This is a genomic window from Campylobacter concisus, assembly GCF_003049735.1.
GTDB classification, from domain to species: Bacteria; Campylobacterota; Campylobacteria; order Campylobacterales; family Campylobacteraceae; genus Campylobacter_A; species Campylobacter_A concisus_AN.
The window spans coordinates 477,103-498,179 of the sequence record NZ_PIRM01000001.1 but is presented as its reverse complement, the minus strand read 5'-3'; the positions used below and the strand labels follow the sequence as shown (position 1 = coordinate 498,179).

The window sequence follows — 21,077 nt, the reverse complement described above, 5'->3', positions numbered from 1 at the left end:
CAGTGTTGCAAAGTCCACATATCAGTGTTTTACTTGATGAAGTTCTATCCTTTTTTAAAAATCTGAATGGAAACTTTATAGATTGCACGCTTGGGTATGCCGGACATTCTAGCGCCATTTTGTCTCAAAATAAAAATTTAAATTTAATTGCCTGTGATAGAGATAACGAAGCTATAAATTTTTCACTAAAAAAACTTGAGCCATTTGGCAATAGGGTTAAAATTTATAAAAGTAACTTCTCTGAATTGACTAGCAAGCTAAGTCAAGAAGAAATTTTAAATGTTAGAGGAATTTTGGCCGACATCGGTGTTAGCTCACTTCAGATAGATAAAGACGATAGGGGCTTTGGTCTTGGCTCAAGTACTCTTGATATGAGAATGGACAAAGAGCGAAATTTTAGCGCATATGACGTTGTAAATGGATACTCTTTTGATGAGTTGGTTAGAATTTTTAGAGATTATGGCGAGCTAAAAAATGCTGTTGGGATTGCAAATAAAATTATAAATGCTAGAAATTTAGGCAAGATAACGAGTGCAAAAGAGCTTGCAAATTTAATAGGTACAGCCCAGATAAAAGGGCGCGGAGTTAGCCCTGCAATACTTGCCTTTCAAGCGATCAGGATAGAGGTAAATGGTGAGCTAGATGAGCTAATAAATTTGCTTGATAGTATAGAAAAATGTGGGTTTAAAGATTGTCTTGTGGCAATTATTACGTTTCACTCGCTTGAAGATAGGATCGTAAAAGAACGCTTTAAAAAATGGGCAAATAGCTGTATCTGCCTACCTGGCGTCTATAGATGTGAATGCGGAAACAATCACGAACTAGGAGAAATTTTAACCAAAAAGCCACTAACAGCAAGCCAAAATGAGCTAAAGATAAACTCACGAAGCAAGAGCGCAAAACTGCGGGTTTTTAAGATAAAGGGATAAAAATGCAAGAAAAAGAAGAGCTGCTAACACTTCACGACGAGGAGCAAAAACGTGAGGTAAATTTAAGCTTTAAGACATTAGTGATGGTCTATTTAGCTGTTTTTATAGCTCTAGCTATATTTTTGCCAAAAATTTACATAGCAAATCAAATTTATTATATAAGTAGAGATATAGCTGACATAAGCGGTAAACGAGATATGCTTTTAGAGGAAAATAGAGCTCTTAATATAAAGCTTGAAAATTTACGTTATAAAAATCAAATTTTAAACAATATGCAAGAGCGCCAATGGAAATAACGAAACATTTAAAGCTTTATTTATTCTCATCTAAATTTTTGCGATTCAATTATATTGGCAAATAATATAGCCATTTTGTATATAACTGCACAAAAATAAAATTAGCTCAATAAACAAAGCATATTTTAACTTGCTAATTACTTTCTTTTTGAGAGATTAGCTTTTCATATATATATTGTTCTAAATCTTTTTTTGATATGTCGTTTTTTATAGCAGTATTATAAATTTCTTCGACCTTGCTTGAGTATTTTTCATAGCTAAAATAAGGAAAATGCACACTCCAGGCTTTTTTGATAAGATCGTGGCTTATCTCTCTTCTTGCCCAAACTTTAAACATATCAAAGCCAATGAAAACGGCCGAAGTGACGACAGCAGTCGCTATTATAGATATGTGTGCGTCAGTTTTTGCTAAAAAATGATGCGTGATGATTAACAATGGAAATAAAATGACAAAACAGATAAGTGCATAAATCTGATAGAGCTTGATGTGATTAAATCTAAAATTTAGCTTTGCTCCATCTATTAGCATACCTTCGTTAAAAAGGGCATTTGCTTCAAGTAGATCCCTAAATAAAACTGGCTGTTTTGAAACAAAAAAAACGTTTTTTATGATTCTATCTTTTAAAGTTTCTTGCATTTTTTATAGACTTTTTACCTTTGAAATTTTGGCTCATTATATCTAAGAATCTATAAATTCAAACAAAATTAGATACAATTTGCCCAAAATTTAAGGAGCTAAAAATGGCAGATCAAGCTTTACAAACCGTCTTTTTAAATGGAGAATTTTTGCAAAAAGACGAGGCAAAAGTTAGTGCTTTTGATAGAGGATTTATATTTGGCGATGGAATTTATGAGGTTGTGCCTGTGATAAATTCAAAAATGGTTGATAAAGATGGATTTTGGGCAAGATTTGAAAGAAGCTTAAATGAGATAGATATAAGCTTGCCCTACGAAAAGGAAAAATTTGAAGCGATCTTAAACGAGATAATCTCCAAAAATGCCTTAAAAGAAGGCGGAATTTACATGCAAGTAACAAGAGGCGTGGCATTTAGAAATTTCTATTTCATAGAAAATTTAACACCAAGCGTCTTTATCTTTTGCTACGAGAGTGAAATTTTAAACAATCCTGCTGCAAAAACTGGTATAAAAGTCGTAAGTGTCGAGGATATCAGGTGGAAAAGGCGTGACATCAAGTCTATCTCGCTTCTAGCTCAGTGCTATGCTAAAAATGAAGCTCACAAAAAAGGCGCAGACGAGGGCTTTATGGTGGAAAATGGCTTTGTCACAGAGGGCTGTAGCTCAAGTGCTTTTATCATCAAGGGCAAAACCCTCATTACTAAGCCACTTTCAAATGAAATTTTGCCAGGAATTCGCCGTATGAGACTTTTAAGGATTGCTAAAGATATTGGCCTTAAGATAGAGGAGCGAAAATTTAGCATGGATGAAGTTTATGGCGCTGATGAAGTCTTTATCTCGGCTGCGACGCTCATACTCTTGCCAGTCGTTTATGCTGATGGCAAGGCGATAAATGGCGCAAAAGTGGGAGAAATTTCAAGCAAACTCCGAGAAATTTATGCTGGTGAACTTTTAAAAGAAGCTGGACTTTGAGAGAAAAAATCTTAATAAGTGCTTGCCTAGTCGGCATAAATTGTAAATTTAACGGCGAAAATAATCTCTTAAATAAAGATGTTTTAGATGAAATTTCAAAGAGATATCATCTGCTTTTTGTTTGTCCAGAGGTTTATGGTGGGCTTAGCACGCCAAGAGAGCCAGCTGAGATGAAAAATGGCGCAGTTATTTGTAAATTTTCAGGTAAAGATGTGAGCGAAAATTTTAAAAGTGGAGCAGAAATTTGTCTAAGAATAGCCAAGCTAAATGGCTGCAAAAAGGCTATTTTAAAATCAAAAAGTCCAAGTTGTGGAAGTGGGCAAATTTATGACGGGAGTTTTAGTAAGAGGCTTATTTTAGGCGATGGCATCACAGCAAAACTGCTAAAAGAAAATGAAATTTTAGTTTACGGCGAAGATGAGATAGCAGGGCTTGATGTCTGATAAACTAAAAGACAACATTATGCTTGAGGTAATCTTTAAGTGCGTCGTGGTAAGGTTTTGTAAATGCTCTCAATGATGTAAAAGTGGGTGAGGTTTCAAAGAAAAACTCAAACGATATAAAAGTAAAAAGCGAGAATGAGACTATGAAGCAAATTTGCAAAAATAACGATGAAAAGATGTTTTACATTTTTGTTTTGATCGTCGAAGCTATTTTTAAGGATAAGGAAAAAAGTTGAAAAAAGGTATATTTTTAGCGTTTAGTGTTGCTTTGTTTTTGGGATGTTCGCAGACCCAGCCAAAGCCAAGTGTGCAAAATTCTTTACCGGATGAAAATGTATATAGGCCAAATGAACGCATTAGTTTGCTTGATTTTGAAATGAAGCAAGATGCCTCGTCGCTACCGCAAAATATACAAAGTGCAAGTTTTGACCAAGAAGAAATTTTAAAAAGAAGGTTTAAGGTTTTTACATTAAGGGGCGTAAAATTTAATCCAAACGATGTCTTTTGGGCATTTAATATATATAAACCAAGTGAAAAGAGAAAGTATTTTGGCTCAAATTTTAGAGAGATCCCACAAAGCTGGTTTGACGCACAAAAGGATAATGCAAATTTTTCAGCTCTTTCAAGCATCTCTGCTTATGCCCTAACTTCGGCAAACACAGCTTTAAGAAATTTTCCAACCGATGAGCCGATATTTTTAAATCCGCAAACTCCAGGAGAAGGCTATCCGTTTGATTATCTGCAAGAATCAACCCTAAGCATTGCTCATCCACTTTTTGTCTCACATCTTTCTAAAGACAGGGCATGGGCGTTTGTTAGCGATGATGCGGTTTGGGGCTGGGTAAAAGTCGAGGATATAAAATTTATAAGCGATGATGAGGCAAATGCCTATCAAAAGTCAAGTTTTGTGACTATAAAAACGGACAAGATGCCAGTTTATGACAAGGCCGGAAATTTTTTATTTTATTCAAGAGTCGGAGCGATACTGCCTGTTTTGGCTCAGGATAGTAAAAACTACTACGGAAAAATTTATGTAAGAAATCTCTTGAGAGAATTTGTGTTGCCAAAGCCTGTTGGCGCTCTTTTTCCTCTTAAATTTAATGACTCAAATCTAAAAACACTTATTAGCTCTCTTCTTACTCAGCCTTATGGTTGGGGCGGGGTCGATAAGCTAAGGGATTGCTCGCTTTTTACCAAAGATTTACTAGCAAGTTTTGGCGTGTGGTTGCCTAGAAACTCAAGAGCTCAAGCAAATATGGGACAAAAATTTGATCTAAAAGGACTTAGTAACGCCGCTAAGACAAAAGAGATAAAAGAAAAGGGCGTGCCATATCTTACGCTTGTGCATCTGCCAGGACATATCATGCTTTATGCTGGATACAAGGGCGATGATATATATGTGGTGCATGATGCTTGGGGACTAAAAACCGAAAATAACGGCAGGGCATTAATCGGTGCTACGGCAGTAACTACGCTAAATATCGGACAAAACAGAAGCGATATACAAAACTCAAATTTGCTCATTTCAAAGGTTGATTCTATAAATGTGATAAAGCCCGAAAATGTAATAAGCGATAAAGCTAGAAAAATTTCAGCTTTACAAAGGGCTTATGATGTTAAGGTTGAGGATAATTTGGTCAAATTCGGTGATGGAACAATATTTGTCTATGATGACTTTAAACAAAAAGATGATGAGTGTAGCACTGGGGCCGATATAGAGGATATGAATGCACTTGATTACGCTGCATTTTCGCCGCTTAGCACCGCACTAAGCGATGCTGGCAGATGTAGAAATTATGAATTTTTAGGCAAAATTTATGGCTCAAGCGAGAGCGAGGCAAAAGCAAATTTAGTAGATGTCGTTTGGCTAAAAGATTTTTTAAATTTACCTTTAAAATTTAACTCTAAAAATGGAGCTGCAGCTGCCTTGCAAGAGGTTAGCAACGAGCTAAATGAGATGGTAAAACATGATATGAGTTTGCTCGAGTATTTAAAAGATCCAGGTGGGACATTTAAGTGGCGCATCATCGCTGATACAAATCGCTTAAGTGCGCACAGCTACGGTATCGCGATTGATATAAATGTAAAAAAGAGCCACTACTGGCAGTGGAGCAAGGGCTACCAAAACCTCATCCCTGAAAAGATAGTGCGTGTTTTTGAAAAACATAAATTTATCTGGGGTGGACGCTGGAAGCACTTTGATACGATGCACTTCGAGTATCGCCCAGAGATGTTTGAGTAGATGAAAGAGCAAATTTTAGAAATTTTATCTCGCTCAAACGTCTTTTTAACAGGCGGCGGCGGTGTTGGCAAGAGCTATCTAACCGCCTCCATCATCAGATACTACAAAGAAAATTTTAAAAATGTCGTCATCCTTGGCTCAACTGGCATAAGTGCTGTTAGCCTTGGGGGAGTTAGCTTGCATAGCTTTTTTAAATTTGGCTACTGCAAGGACTACGAGGAGCTAAGACGGCTTGACTACCGCCAAAAAGATAAGCTAAGCAAGCTACGAAATATGCTAGATGCCTGCGATCTGCTTGTAATTGATGAAATTTCAATGGTGAGCTCAGATTTAATGGAGATGATAAGATACCGCTTGCTTACATCTAAATTTAAGGGCAGGGTGCTTATAGTGGGCGACTTTTATCAGCTCCCACCCGTGCAAAAAGAGCAAAATGAGAGCAAACTTTTTAACTTCTTATACGCCTTTAACTCCAGTGCGTGGGAGGAGATGAAATTTACAAATGTTGAGCTACTAGTCTCAAAACGTACAAACGATCTTAAATTTTATGAGATTCTCTCTCGTCTTAGAGTTGGCGAGCTAGATGATGAAATAATGAGCTATATAGAGAGTTTAAGAGTGACCAAGATAGAGCCAGATGATGATACGAGCGTGCTTTTTGGCAGAAATGCCGAGGCTGAAATGCTAAATCAAAAGAGGCTTTCAGAGCTTGGCGCGCCACTTGAAATTTCAAACTCATATGTGAACATTTTGGATGAAAATTTAGATAAAAAAGAATTTGAAAAATGGGCAAATACACTAAATATCTCAAGGGATTTGGAGATGAAGATAGGCGCTAAGATTATCTTTACGTCAAATAAATGGGGCGAGTACTATAACGGTGAGCAAGGCAAGATCATGCAAATTTTAAAAGAAAATGGCGCCATTTCAAGTGTGATCGTGAAAAAGGATAGCGGCGAAATTTGCGAGATAGAAAAAGCCGCTTATATATTTAGTTCGTTAAATTTAAATGAAGATGAGATCGAAGAAAATGTACAGGCGTCACTCTATCAGTTTCCATTTAAGCTCGCTTACGCTCTAACTATCCACAAGTCCCAAGGAATGAGCATAAACTCGCTCATTTGCAATATCAACCATATTTTTGCCAAAGGACAACTCTACGTCGCACTTTCTCGTGCAGTAAGTCCTAAAAATTTAAAACTTTTTTATGATAAAAAAAGTGATTTTAGGCAGCATTTAAGAAAAGTGGTTAAAATTGACGACGAAGTTAAGAAATTTTACCAAGAAAACGTATTTTTGCATATTAAGGAGAATTTATGAAAAAGCTATTTTTAAGCCTTACTTTTTGTGTTTTTGCATTTGCAGACGTGCTAAAAGTAAGAGATTTTCAAACAGATATTTATTCAAAAGCTGGACAAAATTTAACAAAAAAGATAAATATGAACCTTGAAGTTGTCGGACGTGATGTTGAAGAAAATGAAGCGTACGTGCTTGATGCTTTAAACATAATAGTTGGTAGCTTTTACGTGGAAGATATTTTAACCTCAATGGGAAAAGAGAAATTTAAAGAGCTTTTCATAAAATACGCAGCCAAAAAGCACTCTCTTGATATCGATGATGTGCTTATCTTAAATATAAAAGTGATAAATAATCTTGAGCTAAGCGAGATCATAAAAGCAATAAAAAGCCAAAATTTATGCTCCGATCCAAGCGTTAATGAAGAGATTGTAACAAAACCAGAAAAGAAGAAAAAGGGCAATGAGATCATCATCTCGCCAGATCCAAATGATGTAGTTCAAAAGCCTATTGATCTAAATAACGTGCAGGAATTTGGAAAAGATTTTGGAGAGAAGTGAGTAAATTTGGCTAAAGCTAGCCAAATTTATTGATTTACAATGTCGTAACCCTGAGGAATGACAGGGGTTAGCGTCTCTTGTGGTATGAGCGCGTCTTTTACTGGGTTGCTTAAGGTTATTTTTATTTTATTTGAAAGTTTATCTTTATAGTCAATCGTCGTTGGAAGAGTGTTTTTAATGGTTATAAAGTACTCAACTCCGTCATATATCGCCTTATAAAGTGTCGGCTGAATTTGCTCCGCATGAGCTAAAATTTGCGTCAAATTTGGCGTATCATCAAGCTTTGAAATGATGGCTTGCTCAAGCTCGTCTTCAATCACGATCACACGCTCTTTGTTAAAATAAATTCTCTTTGGTGTTGGACTTTCATATATCCAAAGTGCAGTATTGTCATTTTTTGCGTAAAATCTACCCTTGTAATTTATGCTTTTGCCTTCGCTAAAAACAGTTTGCGTAAAGTCACTTTGCAGGCTTTTGAAATTTAAGCCAGCACCAAATGAGCAAACTGCGATGAGAGATGCAACTAGAAATTTTCTCATTTTTTATCCTTTTTTGGCGTATTCTAGCCCAGTTTAATTAAATAAATAGTTAAACTATGCTAAGATCCAAAGTTTAAAAATTTAGGAAGGTAAAATAATGATTTCATCGGTATTTAGAAAGATTTTTGGCACCAAAAACGATAGAGAAGTCAAAAAATACATAAAACGTGTGGCGCAGATAAATGCGCTAGAACCAACTTATGAGAAGATGAGCGACGATGAGCTTAAGATAAAATTTAACGAGCTTAAATCCCAAGTCGTCGAAGAAAAAGTCACTTTAGATGAAATTTTAAATGATGTTTTTGCGATCGTTAGAGAGGCTAGCAAAAGGGTGCTTAAGATGCGCCATTTTGACGTACAGTTAATCGGCGGTATGGTGCTAAACGAGGGTAGGATCGCTGAGATGAAAACTGGCGAGGGTAAGACCTTGGTGGCGACTTTACCAGTTATATTAAACGCGATGAGTGGCAAAGGCGTGCATGTAGTAACAGTAAACGACTACCTTGCAAAGCGTGACGCTACGCAAATGGGCGAGCTTTATAACTTTTTAGGCTTAAGCGTTGATGTGATACTAAGTGGCGGATACGATGATAACGTAAGACAAGCTGCGTATAACGCAGACATAACATACGGCACAAACTCAGAATTTGGCTTTGATTATTTACGTGACAATATGAAATTTGAAGCTGGCCAGAAGGTGCAAAGAGGCCATAACTTCGTTATCGTGGACGAGGTCGATAGTATCTTGATAGATGAGGCTAGAACACCGCTTATAATCTCAGGTCCAACAAACCGCACGCTTGATGGCTATATAAGAGCTGACCAGGTCGCAAAACAGCTTACTAGAGGCACTCCAGCCGATCCAAACGTGCCAGGCTCAAAGCCAACAGGTGACTTTATAGTTGATGAAAAAAATAGAACGATAATGATCACAGAAGCTGGTATAAGCAAGGCTGAAAAATTATTTGGTGTTGAAAATTTATATAACCTTGAAAATGCCATATTAAGCCACCACCTAGATCAAGCTCTAAAAGCTCACAATCTTTTTGAAAAAGACGTTCATTATGTCGTAAAAGATGGCGAGGTAGTCATTGTTGATGAATTTACTGGACGCTTAAGTGAAGGTAGACGCTTTAGTGAGGGGCTTCACCAAGCGCTTGAAGCAAAAGAGGGCGTAAAAATCCAAGAAGAGAGCCAAACGCTAGCCGATACAACCTACCAAAACTACTTTAGGATGTATAAAAAGCTTGCAGGTATGACTGGTACGGCTCAGACTGAGGCTACTGAGTTTTCCCAAATTTATAACCTTGAAGTTATCTCGATCCCTACAAACCTGCCAGTTAAGAGGATCGATCAAAACGATCTTATCTATAAAACTCAAAATGAGAAATTTAAAGCAGTTATCGACGAAGTTAAAAAAGCTCATGAAAAAGGTCAGCCAGTGCTTGTGGGAACTGCAAGTATTGAGCGCAGTGAGGTACTTCATGAGATGCTTAAAAAAGTTGGTATCCCACACTCTGTGCTAAATGCTAAAAATCATGAAAAAGAGGCTGAGATCATCGCGCAAGCTGGTGTAAAAGGCGCTGTGACTATCGCTACAAATATGGCAGGACGCGGTGTTGATATCAGGATCGATGATGAGGTTAGAAATTTAGGCGGACTTTATATCATAGGTACTGAAAGGCACGAGAGTAGAAGGATAGACAATCAGCTCCGTGGCCGTGCTGGACGTCAGGGCGATCCTGGTATGAGTAGATTTTATCTAAGTTTAGAGGATAATCTTTTAAGAATTTTTGGTAGTGACCGCATAAAAGCGATCATGGATAGGCTCGGTATCGACGAGGGCGAGAGTATCGAGAGTCGCATGGTAACAAGAGCTGTTGAAAACGCTCAAAAGAAAGTTGAGAGCTTGCACTTTGAGGCTAGAAAGCACTTACTTGAGTATGACGATGTGGCAAACGAGCAAAGAAAAACTATCTATAAATACCGCGACGAGCTACTTGATAAAAACTATGACATGAGCGAAAAGATAGCTCAAAATAGAAAAGAGTACGCTGCAAATTTACTTGATACGGCTGAAATTTTCCATGGCGGCTTGAAAGATGACTTTGATATTAAAAATTTATGCTCTATCATTCTTGCAGATTGTGGCGAAGAGATAGACGAGAGCGAGTTAAAAGGCCTAGAGTATGATGAGCTAATAGAAAAGCTTGCGCAAATTTTTGAAGCAAGATATAACGAAAAAATGAGCGTGCTAAATGAAGATCAAAGAAAAGAGATAGAGAAAATTTTATACCTTCAAGTGCTTGATAATGCGTGGAGAGAGCATCTCTATCAAATGGATATCCTAAAAACTGGTATCGGCCTTAGAGGATATAATCAAAAAGATCCGCTTGTAGAGTACAAAAAAGAGAGCTATAACCTCTTTATGGAGCTAGTTAGCAGGCTAAAAAGTGAGAGCGTTAAGACGCTTCAGGTTGTAAGATTTAAGAGCCGTGAGGAGCAAGAGGAGCAAGCTAAAATGATGCTTGAAGCTAGTCAAAATGCTGAAAATGAGCATTTGAGCTATAACAATCAAGGCGAGGATGATAAATTTACGCCTGAAAAAAAGATACCAAGAAACGCTCCATGCCCTTGTGGAAGCGGTAAAAAATATAAAGATTGCCATGGAAAAAGTGGCCCTAAAAAAGGCATATTTGCTTAAAATTTCTACTTTTAAGGCGCCAAAAGCGCCTTAATCTTTTAAAGGCTATTTGATGACAAGCTTACCAAAGTACCTACTTTTTAAATATTTAAGATTTGATAAAACTCAGCCATTTATCACTCTAAGTGCCTTGCTTGCCTTTCTTGGTGTTAGCATAGGACTTATGGTTTTGATCGTTGCAATGGCGATTATGAATGGATTTGACAAAGAATTTGAACGCAAACTTTTTACGATGAACTATCCTATAACCGTTCAAAGTGCTTTTAAAGGCTCTATTGATGATGACTTTGTTGATGAGCTAAAGGCTAGATTTAGTGATCTTAAATTTAGTCCATTTATAAGCACACAGGTCATTTATCGCTCGGCAAATGCGCTTGAGGGCGGACTGGTTTATGGCGTAAATTTTAAAGATGAAAAACAGATAAACTCAGTCGTAAATGAAGCTTTAAAAGATAAAGAGCTAGATGGTTTTGAGATACTTGTGGGAAGTGGCATAACGAGTGAGTTTAGACTAAGAAACGATGAAAAACTAACGCTTATCTTTACAAAGGCTGATCCTGCTGGCTTTTCTCTAACGCCAAAGATGAAGCGCTTTGATATCGGTGGCTCATTTACATCTGGGCTAATCGCCTACGATAAGGCGTTTTCATATACTTCAGTTGATGCTTTGAGGAAAATTTTAGACTATCCAAAAGGCGTTTATGATGGAATTCATATCTTTTCAAGTAAGCCATTTGATGATATAAAAAGAGTGCGTGAGGGACTTCCAGCTGGCACGGTTGCCATTGGCTGGTGGGAGCAAAATGGCAACTTTTTTTCAGCGCTTGCACTTGAAAAACGAGCACTTTTTATCGTTTTGATGCTTATTATCCTTGTGGCGTCGCTAAATATCATAAGCTCGCTGCTAATGACAGTGATGAACCGCAGGCAAGAGATCGCCTTGCTTCTTGCACTTGGAGCTAGTAAAAGTGAGATAAAAAGAAGCTTTTTCTATCAAGGGCTAGTAATCGGGGGCGGTGGCATTATATTTGGCTTAGCGCTTGGCTTTTTAGGACTATTTTTACTTGGAAATTTTAATATCATAGACCTGCCAGCTGACGTTTATGGCTCAAGCAAACTACCACTCGAGCTTTCAACCATCGATCTTGTGCTTATTATAGTTGGAGCTGTATTTATCGTGGCTATATCGTCTTATTACCCAGCTAAAAAATCCACGGAAGTAAATGTGCTTCAAACTTTAAGAAATGAGTAGAGCCTAGAGACTTAGGCCTGCTCATTGCTTGTAAAAGTTATTTTTAAAAGATTATTTTAAAATTAGCATAAACTCGTAAAATTCTAGGATAAATTTATACTTTTACGCTCTTATATCATGATCGATTTTGCATTGAAGAGCCTCGTGTACGAGTGTTTTTGCCATGACACGCTCTTCGTTTATTAGGTGAAAATTTTTACCTAGCTCACCAAAAATATCTTTATTGCCCTCACCATTTATTTTTATTATAGTTTGGGTATTTACGCCGTAGTCTTTTATCTTTTGCGCGATGAGCTCCACTCTTTGCTCATTGTTAACAGTTATAATAACAGCAGCTGCATCGCTTAAGCAGGCATTTTCAAGTGTGTGGCTTTGAAGAACGTTACCTAAAAATACATTTTCTCCGCGGCTCCTACCAAGCTCAACTAGACTAATATCATTATCAAGCACAAGATATAAAAGCTTTGTCTCTTTTAGTCTCAAAACGACCTCTTGTCCAAGTCTCTCATAGCCAAAGACTACGATGTGATTTTTTATTTTTTGCGGCTTTAGAGTTTCATTCGGTTCAACAACGATCTCACGTTCTATGAGGTCTGCTATCGCGTCTAGTTTTTTAAGTATAAAAGGTGTAGCAAACATCGACACAACTGAGGCTGCGATAAAAATTTGAGCAGTTTGTATATCAAGTAAATTTCTAGTAGTCATTAGTCCAAAAACAGCTAGTGCAAATTCGCCTATTTGACAAACACTAAGCGCGGTTTTTGCAGCAACTCTTCGCTTTAAGTAGATGTTTAAGATAGCAAAAACAACAACTGCTTTTATCACCATGACACTAAATACTAGGCCAAGAACAAGCCAGATGTTTGAGATGACGACAGCAAAATTTATCTGCATACCAACGGTTATAAAAAATAGCCCTAAGAGCAAATCTCTAAAAGGAATAAGATCAACTTCGATTTGGTGTTTATATTGCGTCTCAGCCATCATCATACCGGCCAAAAATGCACCCAAAGAGTATGAGAAGCCAAAGAAGTGAGCTAAAGTGCTAGAGCCAACGACCATAAACAAAATCGTAGCTATAAAAACCTCTTGCGAATTTGTTTGAATAACTTTATAAAATATCCAGTTGATGACATATTTACCAAGTAAAAATAGCACAACAATAAGAATAATCGCACTTGTAAATGTCTTTAGTAAAAGCTCATTTATCGAGGCATCTTGTGAGCTAAACATATCAATCATAAGTAAAATAGGAATGACGGCAATATCTTGAAATAGTAAAATTCCAAGTGCTTTTCTACCGTAAATTTTACTCACATCGCCACTATCATTTAGCGTCTTTAGCACGATCGCAGTTGATGAGAGTGCAAGTGCAAGGCCTGCAATAAGTGCTGTTTCGTCTTTTAAGTGAAGGGTATAATAAAGCATAACGCCCATTATAAAGCCACTTAAACAAACCTGTAAGCCGCCATTTAAAAAGACCTCTTTTTTCATGCCCATTAAGTGTTTAAAACTAAACTCAAGCCCAATGGTAAACATCAAAAATGCGATACCAAATTCCGCGATATGAGAAATTTCATCATTGCTTTTTAGGTTGAAAAATTCTGATATAAGCGTACCAGTTACGATGTAGCCGATGATGGTTGGTATCTGAAATTTCTTAAAAATGACGTTTAATGCGACTGAGATCGCTGCAACAAGCAAGAAACCTTCTAAAATTTGTTCCATAAATTATTTTTTACCTTCATAAAAGACTAGATCAAAGCTATTTTTTCTTTTTACGAGCGATCTTTTTGTGCTAGTTTGACTGGTAGCTTCGTGCAATTTTTTATTTAGCTCATCAATAGTTGATTCTAAATCGTCAATTTTTTCTTTCAACTGAAGTATCACATCAACGCCGGCTAAATTTACACCTAGTTCGCGTGTTAAATTTAGTATAGTTTTTACGCGATCAACGTCTTTTTGTGAGTAGAGCCTCATCTTGCCATCTGTTCTTGATGGCTCGATAAGTCCCTCTCTTTCATACTGTCTTAAAGTTTGTGGATGTATGCTTAAAACCTTTGCAACAACGCTTATTAAAAAAAGTGGTTCTTCATAATTTTGCATTTTTTACTCCGGTAATTTTTCTTTTAACTCTTTTACTAAGCCTTCATCAAGCTCACTGATATTTGGAAGTTTTACCCTGGCTTTTAAGTAAAGATCGCCATAAATTCCGCTCTTTCTATTTTGCACACCATATCCTTTTAGGCGGATCTTTGTACCTGTTTTTGAGTTCTCAGCGATCTTAATCGTGACATCTTTTTTGTAAGTATGCACATCGACTTTTCCGCCAAAAAGCATAGTTTTTAGTGGAATTTCTATATCTTTATAAAGATCGTCTCCGACTCTTTCATACTCGTCGCTTGGCTCAACGCTAATAGCAAGTATAAGATCGCCTTTTTGACCACCAGCGCTCTTGCCTTTGCCTTTTACACGAAGCTTCTCGCCGCCTTCTATGCCACTTGGAATTTTTATCTTAATGCTTTCGCCATTAAAATTTATCTTATGTTCGCCACCAGTTACAGCCACGTCAAATGGTATAGAAATTTTTGCATTTACGTCTAAATCAGCTCCGCCAAAGCCAAATCCACCACTACTAAATCCGTCAAAGCCTCCAAAATTACTACCAAATCCGCTGCTAAATTTAGCTCCACCGCCGCCAAAGCCACCTGAGAAGATATTCTTTAAAATTTCATTTAGATCGCCCATATCGGCTGAGCTACTAGCAAAGTCGTGGAAATTTTGACCGCCAAACATAGTGTCACCGTACTGGTCGTATTGAGCTCGTTTTTTATCGTCGCTTAAAATTTCATAAGCAGCATTTATTTCTTTAAATTTATCTTCTGCTCCAGGGTCTTTATTGATGTCTGGGTGATATTTTCTGGCAAGTTTTCTATAAGCTTTTTTTATCTCGTCGCTTGAGGCACCCTTTGAAACCCCTAAAGTCTCATATAAGCTTTCACTCATATATTCTCCTTATATTTTTTTGATACAGATTATATCACAAAGCTTTAGTCTATGCAAGTCAAGTTTATTTTTGTTTAATAACAAGAAAAAGTGTTAAGATTTTATTTTTTCACTATATTTATAATTTACAAAAATTTTTAGTTTAAAGGAAAAAAATGAAAAAGATTGTGCTAATTTCATTAGTAGCAGCTTCTTTTTTAGTGGGGGCTGATATTAAATTTAATGAAGCTAACTCTAATATCACGAGAGTATCGCCACTTAGCGATAAAAATAGCGTACTTTCTTATTATGACTCGATCGCTCAGGCAAAGCTTTCAGTTGTAAATATCTCAACTACAAAAACGGTAAATAACGCTGGCATTGAGCAGATGTTTAACGACCCTTTCTTCAATGAATTTTTTGGATTTAACTTTGCAAAACCAAAAGAAAAAGAAAAAACTACTTCACTTGGTTCTGGCGTTATCATCTCAAATGATGGATATATCGTTACAAATAACCACGTTATAGAAGATAGTGATCAAATAGTTGTAACTCTTGCAAATGGCGGCAAAGAGTATAAAGCAAAGCTAATAGGAAGTGATCCAAAAACCGATCTAGCCGTCGTAAAGATAGAAGCAAACGGACTAAATGCGATCACTTTTGCGGACTCATCAAAGCTGCTTGATGCAGACGTCGTATTTGCAATAGGTAATCCATTTGGCGTTGGTGAAAGTATCACTCAAGGTATCATTTCAGGCCTAAATAAAGATAATATCGGACTTAATCAATATGAAAATTTTATCCAAACAGACGCCTCTATAAACCCAGGAAATTCAGGCGGCGCTTTGGTTGATAGCAGGGGCTATTTGGTTGGAATAAACTCAGCCATACTTTCAAAAAGTGGTGGCAATAACGGCATTGGCTTTGCGATCCCATCAAATATGGTAAAAGATATCGCTAAAAAGCTGATAACTGATGGCAAGATCGAACGTGGCTTTATCGGCGTTACTATTGCAAATTTAACTGATGAGCAAAAAGAGCTTTACACAAATAAAGAAGGTGCTTTAATAAGTGGCGTAGAGCAAGGCATGCCAGCAGATGAGGCTGGGCTAAAAAGAGGCGATTTGGTTATATCAGCTAATGATAAAGCTATCAAAAACGCAAATGATCTTAAAAATTTCATTGGCTCACTAACTCCAAATAGCAGCGTTGATATAACTTACGAGCGATCAAATAAAATAATGAATGCAAAAATCAAGCTTGCAAACGCTGATCACAATTCAAAAGACATAGCAAAAAGCATTATCATCGAAGGACTTAGCGTTAGCAATCTAAGCGATGAGATAAGATATAAATACAAAATCAGCCCAGATACTCAAGGCGTGCTAGTAACTGATGTAAAATCTGGCTCAAAAGCTGAAGACTTTGGCTTTGAAAGAGGCGATGTGATCGTGCAAGTTGGTGAAGAGAGTATAAAAGATCTTCAAACATTTGCAAATACTATCAAAAATACAAAAGGTAAAAAGACGCTAGTGTGGATAAATCGCGGTGGTATCATACAAGGTCTTGTTATAAAATAATCATCTAAGAGCTGAAATTTCAGCTCTTAACCCTTTTAAATTTTTAAAATCTTAATCTGCTATAATCCTTAAAAATAAATTTACAACAGGAAAGATCATGACTAGAATTTTAATGATAGAAGATGATATGGAGCTTGCTGAAATTTTAACTGAATATCTAGAAAACTACGATATTGAAGTAGTAACTGCTGAAGAGCCATATATCGGACTATCTACGCTAAATACAAGTAAATTTGACCTAGTTATACTAGATCTTACATTGCCTGGTATGGATGGATTAGAAGTTTGTAAAGAGATCAGGAAAAATCACAATATTCCTATTATCATATCAAGTGCAAGGCATGATATAACGGATAAGGTAAATGCTCTTGATAACGGAGCAGATGATTATTTGCCAAAGCCATATGACCCACAAGAGCTTTTGGCTCGTATCAAAAGTCATCTAAGAAGGCAGAGTATCACCCCAGCAAGTGAGGCGAGAAATTTAAATAAGGACCTGGTTTTAAAAGAATTTGAACATGAAATTTTATTTAAAGGCAGCGTCTTAAATTTAACTGCCGCAGAATATGACATCTTAAAATATCTACTTTTAAAAGAGGGCGGAGCGGTTACTAGAGAGGAGCTTATCTATAACTGTGAGAGCATAAACGAAGATAGCTCAAATAAAAGTATTGACGTCATCATCGGCAGGATTCGCCAAAAACTAAATGAAAATCCAAAAGAGCCAAAGTATATCCACGCTATCCGTGGTATCGGCTATAAATTGGTTCTTTGATGCCAAGATCGTCTATTTTTATAACCATAACTTTTATCTTTGCTCTTGCGCTCGTTTCGATATTTCTAGCTTTTTTATGGCTCATGGGCTTTGATAAGCAAAACTATACAAGAGAGCTAAACAACAAATACTCAAACGTTGCTAGGACAAATTTATTTTATATGGGTGGCATCATAAATAAAACTCAGTACGACCGCCAGCTTTCAAATATCGATATGCCAGAGATCAAAGACGAGAAGAGAAAAGATGAAATTTTAAAGCAAGCAACCGTTTTAGAAGAAATTTCAAGCGATCTAGGTTCAAGTGCGATCTTGCTTTATGATAAGCATCACTACTTAAGGATTGAGCATTTAGACGAGCTAAAGCTTTTAATGGATAAAGAATTTCAGCCTTACAGATACGAGGTGATAAAGGCTGTTTTTCTGGTGGTTGCGGTCATTTTGCTAGGTGCTTACATTTTTGTCATATATAAGATAAAACCACTTAGAAAGCTAAAGCGTCAGATCGTAAAATTTGCAAATGGTGAGCTTGATGGCGTACAAAATGTTGGCAACGGCAAGGATGAAATTTCTGAAGTTTCAGAGGCATTTTATGAGGCGGTTTGTCAGATCAAGGCACTTAATGACTCGAGGCATCTTTTTTTAAGAAATATAATGCACGAGCTAAAAACTCCTATCACAAAAGGCCTGATAGCCGCTCAAATGATAGAAAAAAGTAAAAATCAAGAGAGGCTAATCTCTGTCTTTCACAAGCTTGAAAATTTGATAAACGAACTTGCGGCGATCGAGCAGATAACATCAAAAATAGGGCTTAGCAATAAAACACCATGTTTTATGAGGGATCTCATCGATGAGGCCATAGATATAGCCATGGTAGAAAAAGAGTGTGTTGGTGTCAGTGAGCTTGATGAGGTTAGGGTGCTTGTTGATTTCAAGCTATTTTCAGTCGCCATAAAAAATATGATAGATAATGGCATAAAATACTCAACTGATAAGCACGTAAATATCGTTGTTAGCAAGGATCATATGAAATTTATAACTCAAGGCGAGAAGCTAAAAAATGATCTTGACTTTTATGTCCAGCCATTTATCAAAGGAGAGGATACTCAAAAGAGTTTTGGCCTAGGTTTATATATAGTTAGCAATATACTTGATGCTCATGGACTCAAATTTAGATACGAATATAAAAACGGAATGAATGTCTTTGTTTTTGAAAATTTACAAGATATAATAGTGACTTAAATAAAACATAATAAACAAAAAAGGGCTAAAAATGGCAGCAAAAATTTTCTCACCAGTTGATATCTTATCAATAATAGATCTTGAAATAGCTTTTATAAATCGTTATAAAAATGTAAAAGATTATGCAAAAAATTTATCTTTGATATATTTTTCTTTGCCAAGCACCAAAGAGTATAGTGAACTCTTTGAAAAATTTTTAAGACAAACCGATGTTGTTGTAAGAGAGAACGAGCATTATGTGGTCGTGCTTCATGGAACAAATGAAAGAGGAGCTAGCGAACTATTATCAGGTATTCAAGAGTTTTTAAACGCTGAGCCAATTGATTTAATAGTGAGCTATCCAAAAGACGGAAGAAACGCTAAAGAGCTTACTACTAAGCTTCAAGATGAGATAAAAGACAATTATGGTGTATTGCTTGAAATGCTTTCAAATCAAGAAAAATTTGAAGCTTTTGAAAGCATGATTTAATATAATTTTGTGGAGTTTATTTGGAGAATTTACTACTATTTTTTGCAGTTTTGCTTATAACTAGTATTCTTTTAAGTAAGATCTCTGATAAATTTGGAATTCCATCTTTAATAATATTTTTAGGCGTTGGTATGCTAGCTGGCTCAGATGGGTTGCTTGGTGTAAATTTTGATGATCAAATGATTGCTCAAAATGTCGGCATGTTAGCACTTATTTTTATACTTTATGCTGGTGGGCTAGATACTGATTTTGCAGCGATTAAGCCTATTTTTGGTAGAGGTTTAGCGCTTGCTACACTTGGTGTTTTCTTAACCGCGCTAGCCATCGCGCTCCAGTAGCAAAATATCTGCTTGATTTTACTTGGGCAGAGGCCTTTTTGCTAGGCTCCATCATCTCTTCAACAGATGCAGCAGCGGTATTTGCCATACTAAGAGCTAAGAAAATTTCACTTAAAAATAGCATTGCACCATTGCTTGAACTTGAATCTGGCTCAAACGATCCAATGGCGATATTTTTAACTATGACGATCATTCAAATGATCTCACTAAATAGCACTCCAAGTGCGTCAGAGTGGGCGATTACACTGGTTAAGCAGTTTGGCATAGGTATCGCTATGGGCTATTTATTTGGCGTTGCTTTGCCGGCTATTTTTAATAGACTTCGCCTAAAAAGCTGGGGTCTTTATCCAGTTTTTTCTATCGCTTGGATATTGCTTTTATACACACTTTGCTTTAAAATCGGTGGCAATGGCTACTTGGCTGTCTATATAGCTGGAATTTTTATAAACAAAAAAGAGTTTTCTCATAAGAAAAATTTAGTCGGTTTTCACGATGGTATCGCTTGGACGATGCAAATAGTTGTCTTTTTGACACTTGGTCTTTTGGTAAATCCCTCCGAGCTTCCAGCAACGGCGCTAATGGCGCTTGTTTTGGCATTATGGCTTATGTTTTTTGCAAGACCACTTGGTGTTTTTGCATCGCTTGCATTTTCAAAATTTAAGATAAATGAGCAAATTTTTATCTCCTGGGTTGGGCTAAGAGGCGTCGTGCCAGTTGTGCTAGCTACCTATGTTTACGTCGATGGCGTACGTGATGCGGATATGATTTTTAACATTATATTTTTTATGGTTTTGATTTCTATTTTGATACAGGGTATGTCACTTGGCTTTGCAGCTGATAAATTTAAGGTCAAAGAGAGTGAGCAAGAGGATGTTAAGCCGGTAGAAAACTCTCCGATCTTAAGCTACACACTTCGCCAGCATACCATCCACTATGGCTCAAAACTAATTGGTAAAGATTTGGCTCAGCTTGAGCTTCCAACTGAGTTTTTAATAATCCTAATAAAGCGTAAAAATGAGTATCAAAAGCCAACTGGCTCAACAATCTTTGAAGAAAATGACTTGCTACTGATACAATGCGAAAATCAAGTGCTTTATCAAGATACGATTAAGTATTTGACTTATTAAAATTTTTGATAAAAATTGCCACATTTTATTTCTTTTTGTAAATTTTAAAACTTTACTCACTCGCCTTAGCAGACTACTAAATTTAACTCTCGCAAGCTTTTCCACTAAATTTAGAGTCGTGATATGCTAGCTCGTAAATTTTTAAAATTTGCCAGAGTTTTTAATAGCATGCGGCGCGTTAGTACCTTTGTGTGCTACCTCTGATGTGCGAGGTGATTGAGGGATTAAAGGGGGATAAGGGGACGGCTTTGCTTCGCAAGCTCGCAACTGCAAGCAGACCATAACTTGAGTCCCCTTGTCTCCCTTTTGAATAGAAGTATCACAAATGGGATTTTATATTTTTACAAATTTTTGAAATTCTATTTACTCGCAAGAGTTACCTACTAAAAATTTGGCTTCGCTTGCAGCTTAGCTTAAATTTTAAGGCCAAAACAAATCCGTTCAGTCTCATTTTATTTTGCTTTTTATAAAATCACTAAAACACTAGCAAAATGGGAGGCAAAATGCTTGATAGTATCATCCTTGCAGTCCTGGTATATTTTGCAACATTCTTATTTATATTTTTTCTGCTCGCCTTTTTTGCCTTTTGGTATATAAGCGTGCCGCTATTTGTCATCTACATCGTTATAAAATTTATAAGGCAAGCAAAAGAGTGCGAGAGGATACATGGCAAGCTTGAGTAAATTTTAAATT

Annotated in this window: 19 protein-coding genes and 3 pseudogenes; 17 read left to right on the top strand and 5 right to left on the bottom strand. The window is 36.6% G+C overall.

The features are described 5' to 3' along the window. Window positions 1–5: 5 nt before the first annotated feature. Both rsmH and CVS97_RS02510 read left to right on the top strand, forming a co-directional pair. Entirely contained in the window at window positions 6–929 is a 924-nt protein-coding gene (gene rsmH / locus CVS97_RS02515; RefSeq protein WP_107784965.1) for a 16S rRNA (cytosine(1402)-N(4))-methyltransferase RsmH, read from the top strand. A 2-nt stretch (window positions 930–931) separates the two neighbouring features. Further along, the gene (locus tag CVS97_RS02510) at window positions 932–1,225 is read left to right on the top strand and encodes a hypothetical protein (protein ID WP_021090986.1); all 294 of its coding nucleotides are present in this window, start codon (window positions 932–934) and stop codon (window positions 1,223–1,225) included. 133 nt (window positions 1,226–1,358) lie between these two features. Here the strand turns inward: CVS97_RS02510 and CVS97_RS02505 are convergent, their stop codons facing one another. Beyond that, window positions 1,359–1,862 (bottom strand): hypothetical protein, encoded by a 504-nt coding sequence (locus CVS97_RS02505; protein ID WP_021090515.1) that lies wholly within the window; start codon window positions 1,860–1,862, stop codon window positions 1,359–1,361. A gap of 104 nt (window positions 1,863–1,966) precedes the next feature. Between CVS97_RS02505 and CVS97_RS02500 the strand changes: the two genes are divergently transcribed. From CVS97_RS02500 to CVS97_RS02475, 6 genes are all read left to right on the top strand, one after another. Next, window positions 1,967–2,833, top strand: a complete 867-nt coding sequence (locus tag CVS97_RS02500) for a D-amino acid aminotransferase (protein WP_107784964.1) — start codon at window positions 1,967–1,969, stop codon at window positions 2,831–2,833. Further along, window positions 2,830–3,276 (top strand): DUF523 domain-containing protein, encoded by a 447-nt coding sequence (locus CVS97_RS02495; protein ID WP_107784963.1) that lies wholly within the window; start codon window positions 2,830–2,832, stop codon window positions 3,274–3,276. The genes CVS97_RS02500 and CVS97_RS02495 overlap by 4 nt, the downstream gene beginning before the upstream one ends. Before the next feature lie 83 nt (window positions 3,277–3,359). Beyond that, window positions 3,360–3,512 carry a hypothetical protein gene (locus tag CVS97_RS02490; protein WP_234401413.1) on the top strand — a complete coding sequence of 51 codons (153 nt, stop codon included), beginning with the start codon at window positions 3,360–3,362 and terminating at the stop codon, window positions 3,510–3,512. Further along, window positions 3,509–5,518 (top strand): SH3 domain-containing protein, encoded by a 2,010-nt coding sequence (locus CVS97_RS02485; protein ID WP_107784962.1) that lies wholly within the window; start codon window positions 3,509–3,511, stop codon window positions 5,516–5,518. The genes CVS97_RS02490 and CVS97_RS02485 overlap by 4 nt, the downstream gene beginning before the upstream one ends. Continuing rightward, entirely contained in the window at window positions 5,519–6,838 is a 1,320-nt protein-coding gene (locus CVS97_RS02480) for an ATP-dependent DNA helicase (RefSeq protein WP_107784961.1), read from the top strand. Next, window positions 6,835–7,374, top strand: a complete 540-nt coding sequence (locus tag CVS97_RS02475) for a hypothetical protein (protein WP_103619083.1) — start codon at window positions 6,835–6,837, stop codon at window positions 7,372–7,374. Before CVS97_RS02480 ends, CVS97_RS02475 begins: the two co-directional genes overlap by 4 nt. A gap of 26 nt (window positions 7,375–7,400) precedes the next feature. Here the strand turns inward: CVS97_RS02475 and lolA are convergent, their stop codons facing one another. Next, the gene (lolA, locus tag CVS97_RS02470) at window positions 7,401–7,913 is read right to left on the bottom strand and encodes a LolA-like outer membrane lipoprotein chaperone (RefSeq protein WP_103560261.1); all 513 of its coding nucleotides are present in this window, start codon (window positions 7,911–7,913) and stop codon (window positions 7,401–7,403) included. A gap of 97 nt (window positions 7,914–8,010) precedes the next feature. On the opposite strand from lolA, the pseudogene secA reads away from it, so the two are divergent. The 3 genes and pseudogenes from secA to CVS97_RS02460 all read left to right on the top strand — a co-directional run. Beyond that, window positions 8,011–10,407, top strand: a pseudogene (gene secA, locus CVS97_RS02465) (preprotein translocase subunit SecA); the annotation flags it as partial. Window positions 10,408–10,515: 108 nt separating this feature from the next. Continuing rightward, window positions 10,516–10,617: pseudogene (locus CVS97_RS09605) on the top strand (SEC-C metal-binding domain-containing protein); the annotation flags it as partial. Between the two features lie 52 nt (window positions 10,618–10,669). Beyond that, a complete protein-coding gene (locus CVS97_RS02460; RefSeq protein WP_107784959.1) occupies window positions 10,670–11,869 on the top strand; it encodes an ABC transporter permease in 1,200 nt (399 codons plus the stop codon). A gap of 102 nt (window positions 11,870–11,971) precedes the next feature. Here CVS97_RS02460 and CVS97_RS02455 read toward each other — a convergent pair whose 3' ends face one another. The 3 genes from CVS97_RS02455 to CVS97_RS02445 are packed head-to-tail and all read right to left on the bottom strand — an operon-like array spanning window position 11,972 to window position 14,875. Beyond that, complete coding sequence (locus CVS97_RS02455) at window positions 11,972–13,597, bottom strand: cation:proton antiporter (protein WP_103582662.1); 1,626 nt, start codon at window positions 13,595–13,597, stop codon at window positions 11,972–11,974. Window positions 13,598–13,600: 3 nt separating this feature from the next. Then, the gene (locus tag CVS97_RS02450; protein WP_072594938.1) at window positions 13,601–13,975 is read right to left on the bottom strand and encodes a heat shock protein transcriptional repressor HspR; all 375 of its coding nucleotides are present in this window, start codon (window positions 13,973–13,975) and stop codon (window positions 13,601–13,603) included. A 3-nt stretch (window positions 13,976–13,978) separates the two neighbouring features. Further along, window positions 13,979–14,875, bottom strand: a complete 897-nt coding sequence (locus CVS97_RS02445; RefSeq protein ID WP_054196486.1) for a DnaJ family protein — start codon at window positions 14,873–14,875, stop codon at window positions 13,979–13,981. 155 nt (window positions 14,876–15,030) lie between these two features. Here CVS97_RS02445 and CVS97_RS02440 point away from each other — a divergent pair, with 155 nt between their 5' ends. The 6 genes and pseudogenes from CVS97_RS02440 to CVS97_RS02415 all read left to right on the top strand — a co-directional run bounded on the left by CVS97_RS02440 (window position 15,031) and on the right by CVS97_RS02415 (window position 21,067). Then, a complete protein-coding gene (locus CVS97_RS02440) occupies window positions 15,031–16,434 on the top strand; it encodes a Do family serine endopeptidase (RefSeq protein ID WP_085657485.1) in 1,404 nt (467 codons plus the stop codon). 97 nt (window positions 16,435–16,531) lie between these two features. After that, complete coding sequence (locus tag CVS97_RS02435) at window positions 16,532–17,209, top strand: response regulator transcription factor (RefSeq protein WP_087578684.1); 678 nt, start codon at window positions 16,532–16,534, stop codon at window positions 17,207–17,209. Beyond that, on the top strand, window positions 17,209–18,450 hold the full coding sequence (locus CVS97_RS02430; protein ID WP_107784958.1) for an ArsS family sensor histidine kinase: 1,242 nt from the start codon (window positions 17,209–17,211) through the stop codon (window positions 18,448–18,450). Before CVS97_RS02435 ends, CVS97_RS02430 begins: the two co-directional genes overlap by 1 nt. 31 nt (window positions 18,451–18,481) lie before the next feature. Next, on the top strand, window positions 18,482–18,919 hold the full coding sequence (locus CVS97_RS02425) for a hypothetical protein (protein WP_021090991.1): 438 nt from the start codon (window positions 18,482–18,484) through the stop codon (window positions 18,917–18,919). A gap of 20 nt (window positions 18,920–18,939) precedes the next feature. Further along, window positions 18,940–20,384 (top strand): annotated as a pseudogene (locus CVS97_RS02420) (potassium/proton antiporter). A gap of 503 nt (window positions 20,385–20,887) precedes the next feature. Continuing rightward, complete coding sequence (locus tag CVS97_RS02415; protein WP_107784957.1) at window positions 20,888–21,067, top strand: transformation system protein; 180 nt, start codon at window positions 20,888–20,890, stop codon at window positions 21,065–21,067. Window positions 21,068–21,077: the final 10 nt, after the last annotated feature.

Coding starts and splice junctions, on each gene's coding strand:
- CVS97_RS02445 (WP_054196486.1), bottom strand. CDS start 14,875: ATGAGTGAAAGCTTATATGAGACTTTAGGGGTTTCAAAGGGTGCCTCA.
- lolA (WP_103560261.1), bottom strand. CDS start 7,913: ATGAGAAAATTTCTAGTTGCATCTCTCATCGCAGTTTGCTCATTTGGT.
- CVS97_RS02480 (WP_107784961.1), top strand. CDS start 5,519: ATGAAAGAGCAAATTTTAGAAATTTTATCTCGCTCAAACGTCTTTTTA.
- CVS97_RS02450 (WP_072594938.1), bottom strand. CDS start 13,975: ATGCAAAATTATGAAGAACCACTTTTTTTAATAAGCGTTGTTGCAAAG.
- CVS97_RS02455 (WP_103582662.1), bottom strand. CDS start 13,597: ATGGAACAAATTTTAGAAGGTTTCTTGCTTGTTGCAGCGATCTCAGTC.
- CVS97_RS02415 (WP_107784957.1), top strand. CDS start 20,888: ATGCTTGATAGTATCATCCTTGCAGTCCTGGTATATTTTGCAACATTC.
- CVS97_RS02510 (WP_021090986.1), top strand. CDS start 932: ATGCAAGAAAAAGAAGAGCTGCTAACACTTCACGACGAGGAGCAAAAA.
- CVS97_RS02425 (WP_021090991.1), top strand. CDS start 18,482: ATGGCAGCAAAAATTTTCTCACCAGTTGATATCTTATCAATAATAGAT.
- CVS97_RS02440 (WP_085657485.1), top strand. CDS start 15,031: ATGAAAAAGATTGTGCTAATTTCATTAGTAGCAGCTTCTTTTTTAGTG.
- CVS97_RS02430 (WP_107784958.1), top strand. CDS start 17,209: ATGCCAAGATCGTCTATTTTTATAACCATAACTTTTATCTTTGCTCTT.
- CVS97_RS02505 (WP_021090515.1), bottom strand. CDS start 1,862: ATGCAAGAAACTTTAAAAGATAGAATCATAAAAAACGTTTTTTTTGTT.
- CVS97_RS02435 (WP_087578684.1), top strand. CDS start 16,532: ATGACTAGAATTTTAATGATAGAAGATGATATGGAGCTTGCTGAAATT.
- CVS97_RS02475 (WP_103619083.1), top strand. CDS start 6,835: ATGAAAAAGCTATTTTTAAGCCTTACTTTTTGTGTTTTTGCATTTGCA.
- CVS97_RS02500 (WP_107784964.1), top strand. CDS start 1,967: ATGGCAGATCAAGCTTTACAAACCGTCTTTTTAAATGGAGAATTTTTG.
- CVS97_RS02460 (WP_107784959.1), top strand. CDS start 10,670: ATGACAAGCTTACCAAAGTACCTACTTTTTAAATATTTAAGATTTGAT.